Annotated in this window: 5 protein-coding genes; all 5 read right to left on the bottom strand. The window is 55.0% G+C overall.

Features of this window, described 5'->3' with window-relative positions:
• Positions 1–61: 61 nt before the first annotated feature.
• Complete coding sequence (locus tag ABX962_RS28415) at positions 62–1,186, bottom strand: c-type cytochrome (protein ID WP_372724529.1); 1,125 nt, start codon at positions 1,184–1,186, stop codon at positions 62–64.
• A complete protein-coding gene (locus ABX962_RS28420) occupies positions 1,183–1,818 on the bottom strand; it encodes a cytochrome c oxidase assembly protein (protein ID WP_372724531.1) in 636 nt (211 codons plus the stop codon). Before ABX962_RS28420 ends, ABX962_RS28415 begins: the two co-directional genes overlap by 4 nt.
• Complete coding sequence (locus ABX962_RS28425) at positions 1,818–2,177, bottom strand: transmembrane prediction (protein WP_372724532.1); 360 nt, start codon at positions 2,175–2,177, stop codon at positions 1,818–1,820. The genes ABX962_RS28420 and ABX962_RS28425 overlap by 1 nt, the downstream gene beginning before the upstream one ends.
• 41 nt (positions 2,178–2,218) lie before the next feature.
• On the bottom strand, positions 2,219–4,702 hold the full coding sequence (gene ctaD / locus ABX962_RS28430; RefSeq protein WP_372724536.1) for a cytochrome c oxidase subunit I: 2,484 nt from the start codon (positions 4,700–4,702) through the stop codon (positions 2,219–2,221).
• Between the two features lie 77 nt (positions 4,703–4,779).
• Positions 4,780–5,689, bottom strand: a 910-nt coding sequence (gene coxB, locus ABX962_RS28435; protein ID WP_372724534.1) for a cytochrome c oxidase subunit II, incomplete at its 5' end; no start/stop codon positions are given.

Consider the following 5,689-nt stretch of genomic DNA (forward strand, 5'->3'; position numbering starts at 1 on the left):
TACCTCTACCGGTCACGAGAAAAATCGACGTTCCAAGTTGACCGCGTCGGAAACCAAGCCTTCAGCGCGAGTAGTACAACGCTAACGCATCGATCTGTTCGTCGGACAACTTGCTGGCGATCCCATGCATTAAGTCCGCATTTTCAGTGCCGCCGCGAGCTTGATCGGCAAACAGATGCAACTGCTGACGCAGGTATGCTGCCGGTTGTCCTTCCAATCGAGGATACTCGACACTGCGGTCGATCGGGGTGGGGCCATGACATTCGGCACACGATGCGATCTTCTGCGGTCCGTCACCATGATTGGCAAGCGATTTTCCGAGTTCGTACAGCGTTTGTTCGGATTCATTCAATTCACGTGATTGGGCTTCCGCAGGGTGCGATGACGGCTCGTCCTCACCGCTTTCCGACGGATGTGCGGGCTGTTTTGAAAAGTATTCCGCAAGCTTTCGAATTTCCGCTGCGTCCAGCCGAGCTGCGATTGGTTCCATGATCCCGCTGTGCCGCTGCCCTGTTTTAAATGCCTCGAGCGTCATCTCGAGATACTCGCGGTTTTGCCCCGCGATCACGGGAACGCGGTCTCCGGCGCGGCCGTGCCCGTGGGCTCCATGACATGACGCACAGGCGTCTGCGACAAGTTGCTTCGTCGCCGAATCGGTCTCCATCGACACCTGAACATGTTCTAAATAGGTCGCCACGTCCATGTCTGGGAACGATTTCAAGAACGCCACCAGCGGCCAAACTTCATCGTCTCGCTGACGCGACGGCCAAGCCGGCATCCCCGCGAACTTGATTCCATGCTTGACGATGTAAAACAACTCGCGTGGCTCTTGATCGAACGTTGCTGCGGGAAAGTAGGGTGGCGATGGCGTCATCTCTGCTGGCACACGGGGCGCGGGCAATCCAGGGCGTCCATGACACCAGCAGCAATTCGCATCGTAGCTTGCCGCGCCTAATCGAATCATGCCAGGTTCGTCCAGTGGCGGCGATTCGATCCCAGCACTATGAAAATCGACCGATCGATCACTGGCATAATCGAGTATCCAAGTGGTGATCGGCCAATGTCCGCTGCTGGCTTTGATCGGAAAGACTCCCGAGACCAACACGACGATGCCGATCGCGCCCAAGCCCACCAACAGGATCGTGAGCTCTTTGAGACGTTGCCAATTTGTTCGTGAGTTGTTCATCCCTCATGCGTCCCCATTTCGAGTCGACCGAGCGACACGAGATCTTTCGTTAGCCATAATCCACCGGCAAGAAATGCGATCCCACCGACAACCAACATCACGGCGCCACCGAGATGTTGATCCATGATCGGCGTAAATAATTCGCTGCGACCATGGTGCATGTACAACAGTCGTGGTGACATCACCAACAACGCTCCGAGCAATGTCATATGCATCGAAGTTAACAGCAATCCGATCACCCCAGCGGCACTGCGACCGCGATCCCGCGGGGCGGTGCCACCGAACGCGGACATCCACACCCACAACCCTGCGGCTAAAAACATGCCTTGCTCGCTCACAAACCCCACTGCGGAATGCCGAGCCCAATGATGCAGCCCCGGCGCATGCCACGCCCAAACAATCAACAATTCACCGACCGAAGCAGGAACAGGTGAAAAGGAACGCGGAGACCGAATCACTGGATCCCATGCTTTACCGGCAATGGCAATCGCAAGCAGCGGTGCCGCTACCGCAACCACGGCCATATGCAGCGTCATATGCGCAGCAAATGACGTGGTGGCCAGCTCGGGAAGCGGCCCCAACCATGCCGCTGCCAAAACGATCCAACCAAGGTTCCAACACGCGAGTTGCATCAGTCACAACTCCCCACAAACACGACCACCAGCGAGGTAAAAAAAGTCGCCACTCCGCTCAACAGCGACAACAAAAAGGTGGCTTGACCGGTAAATCGAATGTGATCCCCGGGGGTGTCCTCGTCATGCGGCGCGGTGCCTCCAGTGCGGTGTTGCCGGTAACTAAGAAATCCCATCCCAACGATGATCGCTAGTGCAAGGACAGTATAAATGGCAACCGCAATCCGCACCGGGGTTGCATCGGCACTTTCATCGGCGAACTTGGCACACCAAATTGCGATGGTCAGATAACTCGCTAAAAAGTGGACCGCCCAAACCCCCGGAGGCACCACCAGCCAAAGAATATGGTTGCGTCGCATGGGGGTCGGCTTGTTCGAGATCACGGGACAAACTCCTTTATTTACGCCACCCAAGGGAACCAAGCGATCACGGCAACCGTGATCAACGACGTCAACGCCAAGAAATGCCAATACAGCATCACATTGGTGATGTCCGCGTCGTAACAAGCGGTCATCTTGCCAGCCAATCGGCGTGCGACGCAGTACGTTTGCATCAGAGATCCGACACACAGGTGCACGACGGTCCAAAGCACTAACACGCAAACGATGGCAGGATAAACATGCCGGCTCGGATCCATCTGAGTCAGCAGGGGTGCCAACCCCAGCACGCTTGCGGCACACAGCGACGCTAATATTGCAACCACGCTGCTGAGATAAAACCCGAGTGCTTTATCGTTACGGTTAAGTCTGTGAGCCGCCCATGTTGATGCCCAAGCGATCCCGGCGGCGACGAGCGAGACGCTTGGCCACAACGTCCCCGGCCCCGCCGCGTCCTGAGGAGGAAAATCTTCGTGGATGGTCCAATAAAAAAAGTAGCCAAACACCAGCGACATAAACGCGGTCATATCGCCAAGCATGGTGATAAACATCGCCCACCATCCGACCGCTCGCGGACCGGATACATAAATCGGCAAACTCAAACCCAACCCCACATCCTTGTGCGATTTTTCCGGGATCACCGCCGTTCCCGTCCACAGCCAAGCGATCACCGTCCCCAGCGCCAACACGCCACTGAACACCGCGGCAGTCCACCAATGATAGGTCGACAAGATAAACACACCGCCAGTAAACAACGCCGCGTAAAAGGTCAGAAACGTGGGCCCAGGAACGCGTAGACATTGAATTGGTTCGGCATCCATCGTGGACGTCACCAATGTTTCTCGCAGTCCCTCTTCGGCGTCCGGCAGATAAAATCTCCCCTGGTCGATGTCGTCAACAAAGTTCTTTTGATCCCAAAGGGGATAACGACTTTTGATGATTGGAATCGATCGTATTCCCCAAGGTTGATCGGGCACTTCGGCCAACCATTCCAACGTTCCGGCGTTCCAACAATTCCGAGCTGCAAGTGGTTGATGTTTCTTCGGACGCAACACGTCCCACAGGAACACCACAAACCCGGCTGCCAACACGAATGCCCCCGCGGTCGAAATCAGATTCAACGTGTCAAAACCCATATCTGCGGGATACGTATAGACTCGCCTCGGCATCCCCAACAACCCGGTCAAATGCATCGGGAAAAAACTGACGTTAAAGCCGATCAGCGTCAACCAAAATGCCCAACGTCCGTAACGCTCCGACAACTGTTTTCCCATGACAAGCGGATAGTAGTAATAAACGCCAGCCATGATTGGAAAGATCGTGCCACCCACCAATACATAATGTAAATGCCCGACAATAAAGTAGGTGTCATGAGCCTGGTAATCAAACGGCGCCACGGCAACCATCACGCCTGTTAAACCGCCGATGATAAATGTCGCCAACCCAGCTAGCACAAACAACAGCGACACCGACCGCGTGATCCGTCCGATCAACAACGTGGCAATAAAACAAAAGATTTGAATGCCGGTGGGGATCGCAACCGCTTCGGACGCTGCAGAAAAAATGCCAATCGTCAGCCCGGGCAATCCGGTCGTGAACATGTGGTGAACCCACAATCCGAAACTCAAAAAACCGGTCCCCACCGCCGCCAATACAATCCATCCATAGCCCGCCATCGGAACGCGGGCAAACGTGGGCACGATCATCGCGACCAAGGCTATCGATGGCAAAAAGACGATATAAACTTCGGGGTGACCGAAAATCCAAAACAGGTGTTGCCACAACAACGGATCGCCGCCACGGGATGCATCAAAAAACGGCCAATCCAGCGTCCGTTCTAATTCCATCAACAAGTCACCCGCGATCAGCGGCGGGAATGCAAACAAGATCATCACGGCGACAACAAGGATGTACCAAGCGTACAGCGGGATCAGATTTAGCCGCATCCCCGGCGGTCGACACTTCAGCACGCCGACGATCAATTCGACCGCCGCAGCAATCGAGGCCACTTCGATGAACGAAAGTCCCAACAACCAGATATCGACTCCGACATCAGTTTGATACTCGGTCGTCATTGGCGGGTACATAAACCAACCGCCACGCGGTGCTACCCCGAAAAATAGCGACCCACAAACGAAGATTCCGCCAATCAAAAAGCACCAATAGCCGTACGCCGACAAACGTGGAAACGGCAAATCACGAGCCCCCAGCATCTGCGGCAGCAACATGATCGAAATGGCTTCGAGAATCGGCACCGCGAACAAGAACATCATCACGCTGCCGTGCAACGTGAACACTTGGTTGTACTGCTCGGGCGTCAACCAGTGGTTATCAGGCAGCGCTAATTGAATCCGCATCACCAACGCAAGCACGCCGCCAAACAAAAAGAAAGCGAACGCGGTGACGGTATACCACAATCCGACTTCGGAATTATTCACCGCCGACCAATAACGCCACCCCGTCGGCGTCCGCCATGGTGCGAGCAATCGCTTCGCTTGCGCGGACATCCCGTCCTCGGATACCGGGACCTCATCTGCCGTACTGTCGTCGGAGGTCATTTGATCGTTGGCGACATCGTCCTGGCTCATTCCAATTGCTCCAGGTAAGTGACCATCTGCTTCAGATCATCGTCGGCCAACGAATCAAATTCCGGCATCTCGGTTCCTGGTTTGACATCATGAGCCTGCGTGATCCAGCGCGACAAATTTTCGGGATTGTTCTTCAACACGCCGGCCGCGATACTGATCCGGCTACCAAAATGGGTCAGATCGGGACCAAATTTTCCTTCCGCGACGGTACCGCGAATCGTATGGCACGCACTGCAGCCGTATTTGAGGAATTGTTGCTGACCTGCGATTGCATTGGGTTCAACAGGCTGTCTTGCGTTCGCCGCTTGACCATTCAACCAATCGTTGAATTGATTAACAGGCATGACGACGACATCAAAATTCATCTGTGCATGCGCGGTGCCACAGAACTCGGCACACGCACCGCGGTAAGTCCCAACCCGCGTCGGGTACAGTTGCAACCGCGTTTGCCGCCCAGGAATCATATCGACTTTGCCGCCGAGCGAAGGAATCCAAAACGAATGGATCACGTCTTCACTATTCAGTTTGAATTCGACCGGCTGATTGACGGGAATCCGGATTTCGTTGGCGGATGTGATTTTCGCGCCGTCGGCGGTCAGGTAGTCGACACGCCACCACCACAGCACTCCGCTAACATGAATCTGCAGACTGCCAGGGGGTGCAGGTCGTTGCAACTCGGGTAACATCGGCAGTGCGACACAAAGAAGTCCGGTCAACACGACAGTGGGAAACACTGCGCCGCCGCCAATGACTAACATCTTGGTAGTGCGTGGATGATGTCGTCCCGGTTGGTAGATAGCGTAAACGGCAACGCCAATCACGATCACCCAGATCGCAACCGCGCCGGCACTCATCCAGTAGAACAGAATCGCAATTTCCTCAGACGCTCGGCCTGCGGAATTTAAA

The sequence above is a fragment of the Novipirellula sp. genome, assembly GCF_041583735.1.
GTDB lineage: Bacteria > Planctomycetota > Planctomycetia > Pirellulales > Pirellulaceae > Novipirellula.

Excerpts from the sequence above, each read along its gene's own strand:
- ABX962_RS28425 (WP_372724532.1), bottom strand. The coding sequence starts at position 2,177 with ATGCGACGCAACCATATTCTTTGGCTGGTGGTGCCTCCGGGGGTTTGG.
- ctaD (WP_372724536.1), bottom strand. The coding sequence starts at position 4,702 with ATGTCCGCGCAAGCGAAGCGATTGCTCGCACCATGGCGGACGCCGACG.
- ABX962_RS28420 (WP_372724531.1), bottom strand. The coding sequence starts at position 1,818 with ATGCAACTCGCGTGTTGGAACCTTGGTTGGATCGTTTTGGCAGCGGCA.
- ABX962_RS28415 (WP_372724529.1), bottom strand. The coding sequence starts at position 1,186 with ATGAACAACTCACGAACAAATTGGCAACGTCTCAAAGAGCTCACGATC.